Source organism: Carnobacterium divergens (assembly GCF_900258435.1).
In the GTDB taxonomy this organism is placed as follows: Bacteria; Bacillota; Bacilli; order Lactobacillales; family Carnobacteriaceae; genus Carnobacterium; species Carnobacterium divergens_A.
The window spans coordinates 314,018-328,208 of the sequence record NZ_LT992558.1 but is presented as its reverse complement, the minus strand read 5'-3'; the positions used below and the strand labels follow the sequence as shown (position 1 = coordinate 328,208).

The 14,191-nt window shown below is 34.7% G+C and carries 15 protein-coding genes; 2 read left to right on the top strand and 13 right to left on the bottom strand.

Annotation, left to right across the window (positions count from 1 at the left end; translation table 11 throughout):
* Positions 1-27: 27 nt before the first annotated feature.
* The 7 genes from CDIMF43_RS02085 to CDIMF43_RS02055 all read right to left on the bottom strand — a co-directional run bounded on the left by CDIMF43_RS02085 (position 28) and on the right by CDIMF43_RS02055 (position 4,691).
* Entirely contained in the window at positions 28-849 is an 822-nt protein-coding gene (locus tag CDIMF43_RS02085) for a WxL domain-containing protein (protein WP_074401292.1), read from the bottom strand.
* 28 nt (positions 850-877) lie between these two features.
* Positions 878-1,606, bottom strand: coding sequence for a WxL domain-containing protein (locus tag CDIMF43_RS02080; RefSeq protein ID WP_109841060.1), 729 nt, complete (start codon positions 1,604-1,606; stop codon positions 878-880).
* Positions 1,607-1,615: 9 nt separating this feature from the next.
* Positions 1,616-2,413 carry a WxL domain-containing protein gene (locus tag CDIMF43_RS02075; RefSeq protein WP_109841059.1) on the bottom strand — a complete coding sequence of 266 codons (798 nt, stop codon included), beginning with the start codon at positions 2,411-2,413 and terminating at the stop codon, positions 1,616-1,618.
* Positions 2,414-2,454: 41 nt separating this feature from the next.
* Positions 2,455-3,201, bottom strand: coding sequence for a WxL domain-containing protein (locus tag CDIMF43_RS02070; RefSeq protein ID WP_074401289.1), 747 nt, complete (start codon positions 3,199-3,201; stop codon positions 2,455-2,457).
* 36 nt (positions 3,202-3,237) lie between these two features.
* Positions 3,238-4,002: a WxL domain-containing protein gene (locus CDIMF43_RS02065; RefSeq protein ID WP_109841058.1), complete on the bottom strand. Its 765-nt coding sequence runs from the start codon at positions 4,000-4,002 to the stop codon at positions 3,238-3,240.
* 35 nt (positions 4,003-4,037) lie between these two features.
* Complete coding sequence (locus CDIMF43_RS02060; RefSeq protein WP_074401287.1) at positions 4,038-4,367, bottom strand: LPXTG cell wall anchor domain-containing protein; 330 nt, start codon at positions 4,365-4,367, stop codon at positions 4,038-4,040.
* 120 nt (positions 4,368-4,487) lie between these two features.
* A complete protein-coding gene (locus CDIMF43_RS02055; protein ID WP_074401286.1) occupies positions 4,488-4,691 on the bottom strand; it encodes a hypothetical protein in 204 nt (67 codons plus the stop codon).
* 405 nt (positions 4,692-5,096) lie between these two features.
* Between CDIMF43_RS02055 and CDIMF43_RS02050 the strand changes: the two genes are divergently transcribed.
* Both CDIMF43_RS02050 and CDIMF43_RS02045 read left to right on the top strand, forming a co-directional pair.
* Positions 5,097-5,705 carry a recombinase family protein gene (locus CDIMF43_RS02050; RefSeq protein WP_074401285.1) on the top strand — a complete coding sequence of 203 codons (609 nt, stop codon included), beginning with the start codon at positions 5,097-5,099 and terminating at the stop codon, positions 5,703-5,705.
* The gene (locus CDIMF43_RS02045; protein ID WP_109841057.1) at positions 5,695-7,113 is read left to right on the top strand and encodes a helix-turn-helix domain-containing protein; all 1,419 of its coding nucleotides are present in this window, start codon (positions 5,695-5,697) and stop codon (positions 7,111-7,113) included. The genes CDIMF43_RS02050 and CDIMF43_RS02045 overlap by 11 nt, the downstream gene beginning before the upstream one ends.
* Before the next feature lie 67 nt (positions 7,114-7,180).
* On the opposite strand, the gene CDIMF43_RS02040 is transcribed toward CDIMF43_RS02045, so the two are convergent.
* From CDIMF43_RS02040 to CDIMF43_RS02015, 6 genes are all read right to left on the bottom strand, one after another.
* Positions 7,181-8,482, bottom strand: a complete 1,302-nt coding sequence (locus CDIMF43_RS02040) for a pyrimidine-nucleoside phosphorylase (protein WP_109842317.1) — start codon at positions 8,480-8,482, stop codon at positions 7,181-7,183.
* A gap of 141 nt (positions 8,483-8,623) precedes the next feature.
* The gene (deoC, locus tag CDIMF43_RS02035; RefSeq protein ID WP_109841056.1) at positions 8,624-9,295 is read right to left on the bottom strand and encodes a deoxyribose-phosphate aldolase; all 672 of its coding nucleotides are present in this window, start codon (positions 9,293-9,295) and stop codon (positions 8,624-8,626) included.
* 338 nt (positions 9,296-9,633) lie between these two features.
* Positions 9,634-10,572 carry a sugar-binding transcriptional regulator gene (locus tag CDIMF43_RS02030; RefSeq protein ID WP_074401282.1) on the bottom strand — a complete coding sequence of 313 codons (939 nt, stop codon included), beginning with the start codon at positions 10,570-10,572 and terminating at the stop codon, positions 9,634-9,636.
* A 146-nt stretch (positions 10,573-10,718) separates the two neighbouring features.
* Positions 10,719-11,474: a tyrosine-protein phosphatase gene (locus CDIMF43_RS02025; RefSeq protein ID WP_109841055.1), complete on the bottom strand. Its 756-nt coding sequence runs from the start codon at positions 11,472-11,474 to the stop codon at positions 10,719-10,721.
* Between the two features lie 16 nt (positions 11,475-11,490).
* Entirely contained in the window at positions 11,491-12,879 is a 1,389-nt protein-coding gene (gene uhpT, locus CDIMF43_RS02020) for a hexose-6-phosphate:phosphate antiporter (protein ID WP_109841054.1), read from the bottom strand.
* 248 nt (positions 12,880-13,127) lie between these two features.
* A complete protein-coding gene (locus CDIMF43_RS02015) occupies positions 13,128-14,174 on the bottom strand; it encodes a tyrosine-protein phosphatase (RefSeq protein ID WP_109841053.1) in 1,047 nt (348 codons plus the stop codon).
* Positions 14,175-14,191: the final 17 nt, after the last annotated feature.

Genomic DNA, 14,191 nt, shown 5'->3' with positions numbered 1-14,191 from the left:
CTCTTTTTTAATTGTTAATTATTCGTATTAAGCGTCTGGAGTTGCTGCAATTGTCCAAGTTAAGTCCGCAACATAGTTGTAGTCTTTGTTCTTTTTAGCTGATGCTGGAACAGATAATTGAATGCCTTCGCTTGTTCCTTGTGTATCCGATTTAACTGGAACTTCCGTCGCATCTTTTGTGAAGAAAGCTGACCATTGACCGCCACCTTTACCAGCACTTGCACCTAGGATTGTGTGATCTTTATCATCATCTTTAGCTTCAACTGTTACCGCTTTAGAAACTGGTTTTAATTCATCTTTCACTCCAGAGTTTGTTTGAACAAATGCTGTACTAAAAATTAATTGCGCTCCTACTAACCCTTCTGTTCCTTCTGGCGCCACTTCACCAGTTTGTGTGAAAGCTTTAAACTCAGTTGCTTTAGCTGTTAACGTCCAGCCTTTGTAATCTCCACTACGTTCATCTGTGATTTGTACATACGCTGGATAATATTTCCCATCCGTAAATTCTCCAGTTGATTCGTTTTTAAAGTTAACTTTTACATCTTTAACTGGGTTGATAATTGTCTTACCTGCAATTGCCATAGTTCCAAAATCTAAATCTGGTGCTTGGTCAATACGCAAGAAGCCTGCCCCACCTGGATTTGATGGATCTGGTTTTACTATCGTTCCACCATCTTCACCATTGTTTCCTGGATCTGTCGGAGTTGTTTCACCGCCACCTTCTTGAAAGTTAACTGCTCCTTTTGAAGTTGCTGGTGTTCCTACTTCGCTTGCTGCTAAAGCTGGAACTGTTGATCCTAACACCGTTGTTGCCATTAATCCTACTACTGCTAATTTTGTTAATTTCATGATTTATTTCCCCTATTCTTTTTTATTATTAGATTTCTGGTGTTGCAACAATTGTCCAAGTTAATTCGGCTTCATAACTAACATCTTTATTTTTTTTGATTTCCCCTGGTATTTTTAATGTAACTGCGCTGTTGTTATTAGCAATTGTATCTGAAGTTTCTCCAAAAAGAGTATTCCAACTTCCAATTCCTTCATTTTCTTTTGCCGAAGCAACCGTCACAAAACCTGCATCTTTAGCAGTTGATAGTGTGACTTTTTTAAAGATAGAAGGAGCAATTCGATTTGCTTCTTTCTCAGCTGATAAATCGGTTGCTTTTGTTGCTGTCAATGTTAGCTCAGCTCCATCTAACAGAGTACCATTTTCCTTATTGGCATCCGTAATAGGAACATTTGATTCATCTAATTGAGTGAATTGGCGTGTTTGTTGAACTTGAAGTTGCCAACCGGCGCTGTTTCCGCGATTATCAACCGTTTGAACATTTAGTGGTAAAAACTCTCCATCTTTTTCATCTTCTGCTGAATAAATGGAATTGATTGTGACCGTATCTCCTTTAGTTGGAGTGGTACCGAAGTTGATTTTAGATACTTTATTAATTCGTAATGTTCCTAGCGTTGCATCTTCATCATCGTAATCAAAATTTACATATCCGTTTGATTTCACTGGTTTTCCAACTTCTTCTACTGCTGATGCTGTTGTTCCTAAAAAGACAGATGAAAAAAGAAAAACGCCTACTAAACTTAGTGTTATTTTTTTCATAATCGATTCCTACCTTTTCATTTCGTCTGCAGAAGGTTCACTCATCAGCAGCCATGTTAATTCAGTCGTATATTTACCATCTTTTACTTTAGCAGTATTACCTGGTACAGATAGTGTAATTGCTGTATTTTTTTCACCTGCTGGTGGTGCGGGTAGTTCGTCACCTAACATATTGTCCGTTAGTCCCATACCTTCACCTTTAGCGGCGTTTACTAGTTGATGGTATTCACCCTCATTGCCTAGTTCAACCTTTTTATTCAATCCTGTAGGAACAATATTCCCAGCTGATTTTGCAATTGATTTTGTTGCGCTTAGGCTTAAAATAGCTCCTGTTAGTTCTGACGTCCCTGCTGAGTTGGTTTTTCCGTCAACTTCATGAAATCCGTTACTTTTAACAAACAGTCCCCAACCTGCGTTGGTTGCACGATTGTCTTTAACTTGAATGTATGAAGGCAAATGTTTGCCTGCTTCAACCACTCCATCTTTGTCATAAGAAACATCTTGTGCACGGTAAAGCGCATGATAGACTTTGTCGTCTCCAGAAATAAATTGTTCCCCAAAATCAATGTGGGAAATACGATTAATGCTTAATGGTCCACTATTATTAGGATTATCTGGATCTGTTTCTTCCCATTTAAAGCGAATCTCACCTTCTGATTTTGCTTTAGCTGCTTCTTTTTCTTTTAATTCTGAGGTATCTTTTGACGGAATGTTCCCCTCACGATTAGCTTCATCTGCAAATGCAACGGAGCTTCCTAAAATACTAGAGCTTAAAATTCCAACCAATACTAATTTTTTTAAGTTCATCTTTTCACTTCTTTCTTACTTAAGTACTCTGACTTAGTAGTTTATTTTGTTGGTGCTGTTACTGGATCATTCATTAATAACCATGTGACCGTTGTTGTATATTTGGCATCTTTAATTTTAGTTGATGAACCTGGTACAAATAACGAAACAGATTGGTTTCTCACCGCTCCATTTGTATTTTTTTCACCCATCAATAAATCAACCGTTCCCATTCCTCTACCATCCGTTGCCGTTACCAGTGATTGATACTCATTTGTTAACGTCACGCCATTTTCTTTAAGAAATTGATCAGGCAATGTACTTGGTTGATTATTTGAAACAGTTGCTCCTTTAACAGAAGTAACATTGAATGTTAAATCAGCGGCTTTTAACTCTGTTTTAGCGGCGTTATTTGTTTTAAACCCATCATTTTTAATAAATAGTTGCCACCCTTTATTGGTTCCACGATTGTCTTCTACTTGCACGTAAGCAGGCATGTTTTCTCCAATGACATTTCCATCAACATCATATTCTTTATCTAAATCACGATAATTTGCATAATATGTGGTGTCATTCCCGGAGATTAGTTGTTCCCCAAAATCAATGGCAGAAATCCGTTTAATCATAAGTGGTCCACTGTTATTTGGATTGTCAGGATCAACTGGTTTTTGTTTAAAGAAGATATCTGCTTGTGATTGGTCTGTTGCAGCTTCATTAGGTTTAAGTGTTGATTCTGCAAATGCAGGAACCGTTAGCGCAAAACTAGATGAAACAACTAACCCCATTAAACTAATCTTTGTTAATTTCATTTTCTTTCCCCCTTGAATCTGAGTAATTCTACCTTTTTAGTTGCCTGGCGTATCGCTTAATAACCAGACAAGCGTTGTTGTATATTTTTCTTGATTGATCTTAAGGTTTGCAGGAACGGTTACTTGAACCCCTTCAGTTTGATCTGCATTTTTTAAAAATCCAGCTGTCCATGTTCCTATTCCTTGGCCAACTTGATTTTCCTTTTCCCCTTTAGCAGACATAAGTGTCGAGAATTCACCTTCACCTGTATTGGTTACAACAAGGTCAACGTTTGAGCGTGTGCTTGGTTTCGATGCATCACTTACTTGACCATTTTTAGAACTAGCATATGCATTGTTTAAGGTAAGAAATGCGCCCTTTAATTCGGAACCTGATGCAGATCTTAATGCATTTTGCTGTTTCACTTGAAGCGTCCAACCTGAAGCTGTTCCACGATTATCGGTTATTTGGACATAGTTTGGTACTTCTTTTTCAACTCCCGTTGCCTTGACTGTTACAAAGTCTGGAAGTGCGTAATAAATTCTTTCTGCTCCTGAGACTTTTTGTTTCGCAAAGGAAATTGAAGAGGCATAATCGATGCTTAACGGACCTTTTTCTCCTGTACCTGGTTTATCTTCAATTTCATCTTTTGGTTCTGACGGATCAATTGGTTTTGTCGTTTCGTCGTTTTTAATGTACGTAAGATCCACATCTGAATCGGCTTGACTACTTGTTTCAGCGGCTAACGCATGAGGCACTAACATGCTCAAACCTAATATTGCTGCTATTCCCAACAAACTTTTTTTGATGACTACTTTCATTTCCTTCCACCTTTCTATCTAAATCGGATATAGTTTTATATGCTTGATTTTGATTCATTAACATCTCTTTTTGTGATTGTTAAATAATAAGCAGTCAACACTAAAAATAACCCTACTAACAAAGAGCCACGATTAACAGATTCACTTGTTTGTGGTAACTGCCCTTGAATAGGTGGGTCTAATAATGGAATGCTAATGTCTGAATCATCATTAGGTAGAGGAAAAATTGGAGGCTCGTATTCTTCTCCTTCAAAGGTAATTCCTACCTCTGATTCCGTTGAGCTTTCCGCCTTTGCTTCACTTTGCACTATAAAACTAAAAGAAAGTAAGAGAGTAACAACAAATAGGTTTATAATTCTTTTCATTTGTTTTCTCCTTTCTTTTTGATTTTCTTAATGAGTTCCTAGTCTTAATTTTTTTGATTTATTTTCAGTAATCAGACTAGTCTCATTTCACCCCCCTTCAATCACTCTTAATCCACGCGTTTACAGAGAAATCAGTAACGCCTCTTGAAATTCTTCAATACGTTCAATCTTTTTTAATTTAAAAAAATTTTTTTCAATTGATTCTTTAACTGCTAATTCAGTATATGACGTTGGAAAAACCAACACTTTATTAATTAAGCGGTCATCTGTTGCACGAAAACTAACATTGTACACCGTAACGTCTTCCCAATAATCTTCATTCATTCTTTCTTTTCCTCCGCTAACCGAATTTTATTTTCATTGTTATTTTTAATGCAAAAATAATTACATATCTAATAGGTAATTACTAGTCTAAAAAACATATGATAATTAGAAAATCAAGTAAAACGAAAAAAAAGATTTCCAAAAAAATAAGAAATCCTTTCATATAGACGTTTTAAAAAAATAAAAAATTTTATATATCCAGTTATTTTATTGGTCAAAAAATCATAAGTTTATTATAGATATATATCAAAGTCAATAGTAAAAAAGACCTCTTTATTTAATAACAAAAAAAGAACAAACTACACATCATTTTTTTCATCAACTTTCAACAAACTAGTTTCATAGATAAAATACAAGAATCATTATACGTAGCATTTTAGGTTTATTATGAAAGGGGCCACACAGATGGCAATAATTGGTTACATGCGGGTAAGTACACATCAACAAAAATTTGATTCCCAACAAAAAGCTCTTGAAGCATATGGTGTTGATAAAATTTACAAAGAATACGAAAGCGGACGAAAGATTGCACGTGCAGAATTAAACAAAGCCTTAGCTTCCTTAAAGTCAGGCGATACTTTTGTGATTTTCAAATTAGATCGACTTGCCAGAGGAACAAAACAATTACTGAATTTATTAGAAGAATTTGATAAAAATAATATTAATTTTATCAGTATTCAAAACAATATTGATACTTCTACTCCAATGGGACGTTTTTTCTTCACTATTATGAGCGCCTTTGCAGAAATGGAAGCGGACTTGATTCGAGAACGTGTTTTGGCTGGTTTGGATGCTGCTAAGTTAAACGGGAAACAATTAGGTCGCCCACCTCGAACTAAAGAACTTGAAAAAGCACTTCACCTTTACCACACTTCAGATCTATCTGTTGCTAAAATTGCTAAAATTTGCCATGTTTCGAATGCGACTATTTACAATCATTTAAAAAAAGAAGGTATTTCTAGAAATAAGAAAACTCTTGAATCACGAAAGGACAAAAAAATAAATGCTACCTAACCTTGCGAACTTAGATAAAATTGCCTATCGAAAAATTGAAATTTTAAAATTATTAATTTCCCAAAATGCACCTTGTTCAGCAAGTGTTTTAAGTAAAAAACTAGCTATTAGCGGAAAAACGTTGCTAAGCTATTTAATCGAACTAGAACCCTATTTAGCTGAATATAAACAACACATCCGACTAGTTAAAACAAAGGAAGGCTACTTTTTATCAAAAAAAAATTCATTTTCAATGGACACGCTGTATTACGAAATTGAAAAAGAAACACTCTTTTTTTCTTTTTTCTCGTACAATTTTCACTACCAAAATGAGACCATTGATTCCTATGCAAAAAAACAGTTTGTTAGTTACAGCTACCTTTACCGTCATATTCGCTTAATGAATCAATTGTTGAAGCCTTTCAAAATATCTTACAATCTTTCACCTTTAAAGTTGAACGGTTCTGAAGTGCGAATTCGTTTTTTCGCTTTCTATTATTATTTCCACACTTGCAATGGCATTGCTTGGCCATTTCGTCTCGTTTCGGATCAAAAATACGACTCATTCATTCACCAATTAGAACGATTAACTTATCAAACCTTTTCAGTGATTCAAAAAGAGAAGCTTCGTTATTGGTTTGCTATTTGTGAAACTAGGTATCGCTTAAATGATTTCATTGATTATCGAGAAACACTTTATCAAAATGTTGCGGAACATCATCCGCTTTTTTCAGTGCTTCAGCCTTTGATCTTAAATTTTCTCAACAAATTTAAAATTCCAACTAAAACGAATGAATGCCATTTCTTATTTTTTATTATCCAAAACATCTTGAAAATACCAACAGATTCTCTTCTACACATTCAAGATGAACCCTTGATTCAAAAAACGACTCAATTTTTAGAAGATATTAAAGTTGTTTTTCCAACAATTCAACTATCTCAACTTTTTAAAGAAGAACTTCTTTACTTGATGTATTCAGCTACTCACTTAGGAGATTCATATATTCACTTTCTAGAAAATTCATCTCATTCATCTACTTTTACTTATCGTTATGAAGCTGAATTAACTCAACTTTTCACTAAAATTAAGTGTTTCGGAAATCAGTCTAACTACTTTCAAAACAGTGTTATGAAATTAATAGAGACTCAATTAGCTGCCGAACATTATCAGCCGCAAATTAAAATGTTAGTCGTTACAAAGTTAGATAATTTACAAAAGCGTTCCCTGCTTCAAAAACTCAACAATCTTCCTTTTCAATTAATTGTGACAGAGCAAATGGAAGAAAATGTTGATTTAATTGTTTCTGATTTCTATCTTAATAATCAGACGACTCCTACTTTTTTCTGGAATAGTTTGCCCCTAGAAAATGATTGGGCCAATTTAATTGAAACACTTCACGACTTTGAAAAACAAAAAATTGAAACGTAATCATTTTCTATTTTAATAAAAAAAAGTTGAAATCCATTCTGGTTAGAATAGTTTTCAACTTTTTTATTTAGTCTACAATTACACTATGAACTAGTTTTGGTTCTGTTGCGTAATCTGCAATCGTAATATTGTCATAGATTTTTTCTTTTACATTTTCCACGTCTTCACGGTTTGCATAAATGGTTACTAATGACTCCCCTTTTTCAACAGCATCTCCTACTTTTTTACGTAGCATTAATCCTACAGCTAAATCAATCTCATCTTCTTTCGTTGCACGTCCTGCCCCTAATAGCATTGCTGCAATTCCAATTTCATCGGCTACCATATTCGATACAACGCCGGATTCTTTTGCTGGAACTTCGATTAAATATTTTGCTTGTGGTAATTTTTCTGGATTGTCTACAACTGATCCATCGCCACCTTGATTGTTTAGGAATTCTTTGAATTTTTCTAAGGCTTTGCCATTTTCCATCACTTCAATCAGCATTTTGCGTGCTTCTTCAAGATCTTTAGCTTTTTTAGCTAAAACGACCATTTGGCTGCCTAAAATTAATACTAATTCAGTTAAATCTTCTGGACCTTCACCTTTTAAGGTATCAATCGCTTCTTTTACTTCTAGTGAATTTCCGATGGCGAATCCTAGTGGTTGTGACATATCTGAAATAACGGCCATTGTTTGGCGGTTAACATTATTTCCAATACGTACCATTGCATGGGCTAGGTTTTCTGCATCTTCTTGTGTTTTCATGAAGGCGCCTGCTCCAGTTTTTACATCTAAAACGATCGCATCCGCGCCAGCTGCAATTTTTTTACTCATAATTGAACTTGCTATTAGTGGAATAGAGTTAACCGTTCCTGTTACATCACGTAATGCGTAGATTTTTTTATCTGCTGGTGTTAAATTCCCCGTTTGACCAATCACCGCTACTTTATCACGGTTGACTAAATCAATAAATTGATCCTTTGTAATTTCTACGTGGAATCCTTCAACCGCTTCTAATTTATCAATCGTTCCACCTGTATGCCCTAGACCACGTCCTGACATCTTAGCTACTGGAATATCTAAAGCCGCCACTAAAGGAGCTAAAACAAGGGTTGTCGTGTCACCCACGCCACCTGTTGAATGTTTGTCTACTTTAATGCCTTCGATTGCAGATAAATCAATGGTTTCGCCAGAATTTACCATCGCCATTGTTAAATCAGCGCGTTCACGATCGGTCATATCTTGGAAATAAATCGCCATTGCTAATGCACTTGCTTGATAATCAGGAATCGAACCGTCTGTATATCCATTAATAAAAAATTGAATTTCTTCAGTTGTTAATTCTTTGCCATCTCTTTTTTTCTCAATAACGTCTACCATTCTCATATTCTTCACCATTCCATTCTTCTTTTATTGTCCTAATTAGAGGACTAAAGTTATTTGTACAGCATATTGAATACGGTTACTTTTTATTGTTGATAGAAAGATAGGTAGCTTAACCCTCCCTATCTTTCTATCCATTCATTTTTAGTAACCGTCTGTTTTAGCTTGTTTGTCATTTGTTACGATGGCAACACTTGCACTTGCGCCAATTCTTGAAGCTCCAGCTTTAATCATAGCCTCTACATCTTCTGTTGTGCGAATTCCGCCTGATGCTTTCACTCCAATAGTTGGTCCAACGGTTTTACGCATCAAAGCGATATCTGCTGCTGTCGCGCCACCGGTTGAAAAACCAGTCGATGTTTTAACAAAATCGGCTCCTGCTTCAACAGATAATTCAGAAGCACGGACTTTTTCTTCGTCTGTTAGCAAGCATGTTTCAAGAATAACTTTCACTAAAGCTTTTCCGTTAGCTGCATTAACAACGGCTTTAATATCCTTTAATACGGTTGCTTCGTCCCCTGATTTTAAAGCGCCTACGTTAATTACCATATCAACTTCAGTTGCACCATTTTTAATGGCATCTTCTGTTTCGAACGCTTTTGTTGCAGAAGTATTTGCGCCTAATGGAAAACCGATAACTGTACAAATATCAACACCTGTACCGGCTAACTCTTTACTTGCAAGTGCTACCCAATATGGATTTAAACATACGGATGCAAATTTGTATTCTTTTGCTTCTTCAATTATTTTTAAAACCGCTTCTTTTGTTGCTTCTGGTTTTAAAAGTGTGTGATCAATCATTTTTGCTACATTCATTTGTATCACTCCTAGTTCGATTTATATTTTTATTATACCTTTTATCTGAACATATGTAAAACATAAGTTGAAATTATGTTCATTTTTCTTTTTTTATTTAATGTCACCCTCTCAAAAATTTAAACTTCCTATTATTAAATTAATGTTTTTTTGTTCTTTTATGTTTCAACTTTCTACATCACCCGATAGGAAAAAAAGTAATTGTTTATGTTTTTTCATTAAAAAAATTGGCTAGTAAGATTAGTACCCCAATCTTACCAGTCAATTTATTTTTTTAGACCGTTTAAAAAGTAAATTGTTTTGTTTTGCATATACTAAAAGTAGGTGAAACAAATTTTTTAATAGGCCAATAATTCTGCAGCCGTAAATTGATCAATAATTAAGACATTTGCATAATTTCCAACTAATGCACCATTAATTGCTTCGACTTTCCGCTCACCACCCGCAACTAAAATAGACTGTTCTTTCTTACGCAAATCTGCTAATTCTATGCCAATTGTCCGTTGATTAATTTCTTCATTGCTAATATTGCCTTCTTTATCAAAAAAACGTGAACAAATATCGCCAACTGCGTGCTCTTTTAGAAAGTCGACTTCTTCACCATTAAAATAACCCAGACGGAATAACAACGCTTCGTCACGAACTGTTCCTACTGTAAACATGGCGATATTTGCTTTTTCTCCCATTTCAATAATTTGATGGATGTGGCGATCTTGCTCTACTAATTCCTTAGCTACAACGTTATCCAACACTACTGGTAGTGGTAAATTACGTGCTGTTGTTTGAAACCCCTCCGCAAATAACGCCAAGGTTTCATTCGCATAATTGTTCACATCCGAATGACTAATGCTTCCTTTTAATTGTACAACCTCCACACCTTTTACTTGTTGTGGTGTTATTTTTCTAGCAATTTCGTACATTGTTGTTCCCCAACTCACACCTAAAATATCACTATTTTTAACATGGGATTCTAGGTATTCAGCAGCAAACTTACTGATGTATTCTGTGATGATTTGATACTTTGCTGTCGGTGAAAAAACAACATGAGCCTCTAATAAATTGTACTTCTCTTTAATTTTATTCCCTAGTGTTTCAAGGTCAGCAAAAGGATCGGTTACTTTGATTTGCACAAAACCTTTTTCTTTTGCATATGTGAGCAATCTGGATACTGTCGGTCTAGAAATTTTTAGTTTCGTTGCAATTTCTTGTTGGCTAAAATCAGATTGATAGTAAAGTCTTGCAACTTCAATGCTCAGCTGTTGTTTTTCTTTTTCCACGACTCAAATCCCACTTTCTGTTTTCTTATTATCTTATAATTATCGCAAAAAAAGAATAATAAAACAAATCAAAAAGAAATTTCTATCCTTGAAATCTTGGCTACAGTTAACTAAAAATAAAAGCAACTCTAATTAGTATTACTTTTTTATGCCTCTAGGTAAAGTGATCTTAGTTGCCTCACTTTTTCTTTATCGAAGTCTAAAGCTTGTTCAGCATAATTTAAAACTGTGCCATACTGATCGTTAATTAAGGAAAAAGCATAATCTAAATATGCTGGTTTTACATACAAAGCTGTTGACAAAGCCGCTATTTCTTCCTCATCCATTCCCTTATCTCTAAAGGTATCTAGTAACTGATCATTGGCTTGTTTTCTTTCTGTGTTTGTTAGTAAAAAATCGTTCCGAATTTCCTCTTCTGGGACCCCTAACAAAGCTAAAATTAAAGCTGCTGCGTAACCGGTACGGTCTTTTCCTGCAAAACAATGAAATACGGTAGAACCCGTTTTGTTCGCAACAATAATTTCCATAAATTCTTTAAATCCCTCTTGTGCCCCTTGGTTTAAAATTAAATCTGTATAAACTTCTTTCATATGATTGTCTACTGCATCAACGGATTTTAATCGAGCAAAATCTTCTAAGGATGAATTTTTAGCACCCATTTTCCCTAAGATATCAAGATTAATGTAAGTTGTTTTTGGAATTTTTGTATCTGGAGACTGTTGAATTTCAAATTCTCTTCTAAAATCAACAATTGTTGCCAATTCGTAATCATTCATCAGCTCATTGACGGTTTGATGGTTTAAATTTGATAAATCACCTGAACGTAAAAGTTTTCGATACTTGATTGTTTTCCCATCTTCTGTTTTTAACCCACCTAAATCTCTAAAATTTGTCACTTCCATCCTGCTTCACCCTTTCTTATACTTTTATTTTAGCTTGTCGAATTCGTTTTTCTTCTGCAAATGCAACCGTTCCTAATAATACAATAATAATCACAACAGCGATATAAAAAATAATAAATGTATCACCCCACCCATGAAGAACTGTATTAAATAGCTTCACACCTGCTTGAGTTGGATCTGAAATTTTTGCTAGTAAAATTTTTGCCATTGAATCACCAAACAAATACGCAAATGCTCCTAGCAATCCACCTGCAACAACCGTTGCTTTTTTAGGTACAAAACCAAGCATTGAGATATTGATCAATAATTGTGGTCCAAAAATCATCATCCCCAACATAAACAATGACCCATTAATAATCAATTCAGTCGTCCCAAATTGATAACCAATAATCCCAATCGGTAATAGAAAACTACTGACTGTTGCAACTAATGCTGGACGCCCCTTTAAGAAATCAGAAATATACCCCCAAGCTAAGCAGCCTACTAGCGCACCCATTTCAAAATAAAAAATCGTATTCGCTGCTGCTTCATTGCTAAAGTTCAAGTGTTCCGTGACATACAATGGTGCCCAATTATCAATTCCAATTCTCACGATGTACACAAAAACGTTCGACACACACAATAACCAAATCCAAGGATTCGTTAAAAGGTATTTTTTGAAAATTTGCCATTTTGTCATATCTTCTGCTTCTTGATTTGCTTCTTCAACAGGCTCTTCAAAGATTTCTTCGCTAGATGCCCAGCCTAAATCCTCTGGACGATTTTTTCCAATAAAAAAAGTAAGCACAGCAATTACACTTGCTACAATAGCGGGTAAAATAAACATCCCGGCTACACTTCCTTTAAAGAATGTTTGCGCACACCAGATAGCAAAAATCCCAGCTAAACCGCCGCCAATATTATGCGATGCATTCCATAAACCAATATATCGCCCTCGATTTTTCTTAGTTGTCCATTGCGTAATAACAGAAGCACAACTCGGTCCACCAACACATTGAAAGAGACCATTCAATGACCAAAGTACAACAATCCAACCAAGTGGTACATGATTCATCGTAAATAGAAAACCCATGCATAAAACTGTTAGAGAAGATAAAAATAAAAGCACAGATAAAATTTTCTTCGTGTTCTTTCCATCCACGATGTAGCCTAAGATAAATTTACCAAATCCATAAACGATTGAAAAAGTGAACCCAATATACCCTAAATCAGTAGTAGTAAACCCTAGCTGGCTTTTTAATAAGGGTTGCGCCGCTTTAAAATTATTCCGAATCAAATACATAGTGATATAAATCATCACCACTACAAAAAACGGTTTCATAAATTCTTTAAACCAACGTTTCCGCTGTTCTGAAATGGTTAATGCACTCTTTGGAACAGGAACATTTTTTAGAAAATCAAACATCCAGCATCCTTCTTTCTACTTTTTGTATTTTTTCTATCAGCTGATAACCTCTTAAAGATAACGTTTTCTATTTAATAATATAGCACCCTTTTGAACAAATGTAAACGCATACTTGAAATTAATTTCATAAAATAACAAAACCATTTAGAATCACCATACATAATATATGTAGTTGTTTTTTTAGAAACAAAAAAATAAACCGCTAAATTTTTAATTACTTTAGCAGTTTATTTCATATCATTTTCGTTTTACACTAAATACAACGATCTTAGTGTCTCAATTTCTTGTTGTGAAATGTTTAATCCTTCTTGAACAAACTGATCAAAACTTCCATAAGTTTCTTTTATCGTTTCAAATGTGGCCGCTAAATACTCAGGTTCAGAAGATGTTAATGCCCTTAAATTATCTAACACTTCTTCATCAGTTGTATATTTTCTATAAAGTTCCATTCGACTGGCGATATGTTCTTTGCGATACTCGTCTGTTAAGAAGAAATCCGTTGCTACATCTTTTTCAGAGACACCCAATAACAATAAAAGGATAGCAACACCAAATCCAGTTCGGTCTTTTCCACCTTTACAATGTTGTAAAATAGGTGTATTTTCTTTTTTTAAGTGAAGTTGAATCACTTTACGGTAAACCGTTAGCGACTGTGGCGATAAGACAAATTGACGATATTGTTCCGTCATATTAGTTTTTAAATTCTTAATGTTTTCGCGTCCTTCTACTGTTTCCAACATTTCTTTAAATGAATGCTTTTGATGCGTAGCCACACTTTTTTCAGATGTATTTGAGGCCATTGCTGCCATATCAGCATTAGGGTCTAAAGAATAAAACGTAGCTCCTTTCCATTTTTTATCAGGATCTGCCTCTCGTTCGATTTCATTACGGTAATCAATCACGGTTTTAATCCCTAACTGGTTTTGAATGTACTCAAGATCTTGCGAAGTTAGTTGAGACAAGACATCTGACCGATACAATTTACCAAAAATAACATTTTTTCCATCAAATCCCTGCCACCCTCCGTAATCTCGAAAATTAACAGTTCCTTCTAAATCAACTAAATCTTCCCGCGTAAAAAATTCTGTTCCATTTTTCAATAATACTCGAAAAAAATAAATTGGAAATTCTGCTTTGATTTTAATAAAGTCTTGCTTTTCAGCTATTTGTAAAACTTTCGTTTCATTATTAGGCTCTGTACCAATCCATAACTGATAAATATCGCTGCTAAAGCTCGACCAATCAATCGTTAAAATTTTATTTTCGCGTTTTACAATTAATTTTGGATAGTTCACAAAATTCCTCCTAACAT

Bases quoted from the DNA above. Each gene is read 5' to 3' on its own strand.
- CDIMF43_RS02060 (WP_074401287.1), bottom strand. From the start codon at position 4,367: ATGAAAAGAATTATAAACCTATTTGTTGTTACTCTCTTACTTTCTTTT.
- CDIMF43_RS02055 (WP_074401286.1), bottom strand. From the start codon at position 4,691: ATGAATGAAGATTATTGGGAAGACGTTACGGTGTACAATGTTAGTTTT.
- CDIMF43_RS02050 (WP_074401285.1), top strand. From the start codon at position 5,097: ATGGCAATAATTGGTTACATGCGGGTAAGTACACATCAACAAAAATTT.
- CDIMF43_RS02025 (WP_109841055.1), bottom strand. From the start codon at position 11,474: ATGGAAGTGACAAATTTTAGAGATTTAGGTGGGTTAAAAACAGAAGAT.
- CDIMF43_RS02070 (WP_074401289.1), bottom strand. From the start codon at position 3,201: ATGAAATTAACAAAGATTAGTTTAATGGGGTTAGTTGTTTCATCTAGT.
- deoC (WP_109841056.1), bottom strand. From the start codon at position 9,295: ATGAATGTAGCAAAAATGATTGATCACACACTTTTAAAACCAGAAGCA.
- CDIMF43_RS02065 (WP_109841058.1), bottom strand. From the start codon at position 4,002: ATGAAAGTAGTCATCAAAAAAAGTTTGTTGGGAATAGCAGCAATATTA.
- CDIMF43_RS02080 (WP_109841060.1), bottom strand. From the start codon at position 1,606: ATGAAAAAAATAACACTAAGTTTAGTAGGCGTTTTTCTTTTTTCATCT.
- CDIMF43_RS02085 (WP_074401292.1), bottom strand. From the start codon at position 849: ATGAAATTAACAAAATTAGCAGTAGTAGGATTAATGGCAACAACGGTG.
- CDIMF43_RS02040 (WP_109842317.1), bottom strand. From the start codon at position 8,482: ATGAGAATGGTAGACGTTATTGAGAAAAAAAGAGATGGCAAAGAATTA.
- CDIMF43_RS02045 (WP_109841057.1), top strand. From the start codon at position 5,695: ATGCTACCTAACCTTGCGAACTTAGATAAAATTGCCTATCGAAAAATT.
- CDIMF43_RS02075 (WP_109841059.1), bottom strand. From the start codon at position 2,413: ATGAACTTAAAAAAATTAGTATTGGTTGGAATTTTAAGCTCTAGTATT.
- uhpT (WP_109841054.1), bottom strand. From the start codon at position 12,879: ATGTTTGATTTTCTAAAAAATGTTCCTGTTCCAAAGAGTGCATTAACC.